At 72.1% G+C, this 863-nt stretch carries 1 protein-coding gene; it reads left to right on the top strand.

Going from position 1 to position 863, the window contains the following annotated elements; genetic code table 11:
* Positions 1-217 precede the first annotated feature (217 nt).
* A partial coding sequence (locus IG78_RS0141065) for a ScbR family autoregulator-binding transcription factor (protein WP_030574910.1) occupies positions 218-863 on the top strand: 646 nt, incomplete at its 3' end.

The raw sequence follows: 863 nt of genomic DNA, 5'->3' as shown, positions 1-863 counted from the left end.
CCCCAAGCCCCAAGCCCCCAAGCCCCGAAACCCCCAAGCCCCGAAACCCCGCAGTGCCGAAGCGCCGCAGTGCCGTAGTCCCGCAGTTCTGAAGTTTTTGCAGAGTTGAAGAGTTGAAGAGTCGCAGTGTCCACGGGGGAGTGGAGCAGTTCAGGGCATCTGCGCGGCGGCGTGCACGCCGCCGCGGGTACACCCCCCCACGATCGGGAGAACCACCATGGTGCAGCAAGCGCGAGCCGCGCGCACACGACAGTTGCTGATGCGGGCGGCGGCCCAGACGTTCGCCGAGGAAGGCTTCGTTGCGGCCTCGCTCAGCACCATCAGCAGCCGGGCCGGGGTGAGCAGCGGTGCGCTGCACTTCCACTTCGAGAGCAAACAGGTGCTGGCCCGCGCGGTGGAGGAGACCGCCGCCTGCGCCATCAGCCGCATCACCGGCCAGGCGGAGGCCAGTGACGTCAGCCTGCTGCAGCGCCTGGTGGACGCCACCCACGCGCTGATGCGCAGCCTGGAGGCCGACATCGTGGTGCGGGCCGGCTTCGAGCTGGCCGGCGCCACCCCGCGCCGCAGTGAGGCCCTGGACCTGCGCGGCCAGTGGCAGCACTGGGTGCAGCAGCTCCTTGCCGCCGCGGCCGCCAAGGGCGAACTCGCCGACGGCATCGACCCCGAGGAGGCCTGCGCCGCCGTCCTGGCCGCCACCGTCGGCTTCGAGGTCCTGGGCAGCACCGACCCCCGATGGGTCGCCCGCTCCACCCTGCGCCACTACTGGGAACTCATGCTCCCGCGCCTGGCCCCCCAGCACGCCCTGCCCGACCTGACCCCCTACGGCACCACCCCCACCCCCGCCCCCGGACCCGGCACCACCC

The organism is Streptomyces aureocirculatus (assembly GCF_000720475.1).
Lineage (GTDB): Bacteria > Actinomycetota > Actinomycetes > Streptomycetales > Streptomycetaceae > Streptomyces > Streptomyces aureocirculatus.
The sequence above is the reverse complement of the archived record's forward strand: the minus strand, read 5'-3'. Positions and strand labels throughout refer to the sequence as shown.